This window comes from Pseudomonas sp. AC463 (assembly GCF_979253585.1).
The window spans coordinates 1-244 of record NZ_CEEDDZ010001051.1 but is presented as its reverse complement, the minus strand read 5'-3'; the positions used below and the strand labels follow the sequence as shown (position 1 = coordinate 244).

The 244-nt window shown below is 67.6% G+C and carries 1 protein-coding gene; it reads left to right on the top strand.

Going from position 1 to position 244, the window contains the following annotated elements:
• Window positions 1-244, top strand: a 244-nt coding sequence (locus AC0IYH_RS33465) for a polyprenyl synthetase family protein (RefSeq protein WP_471838740.1), incomplete at both ends; no start/stop codon positions are given.

Below are 244 nucleotides of genomic sequence, written 5' to 3'. Positions count from 1 at the left end.
GGACGACGATGACCTGCGTCGCGGCCAGCCGACCACGCACCAGGCCTTCGACGAGGCCACGGCGATTCTTGCGGGCGATGGCCTGCAAAGCCTGGCTTTTGCAGTGCTGGCGAGCGAACCGCGCAATCCGCACAGCGCGGAGATCCGCCTGAGCATGTTCAGTGCACTGGCCGATGCGGCCGGGCCTGCGGGTATGGTCGGCGGCCAGGCCATCGATCTCGGCTCGGTTGGCCAACAACTGCAG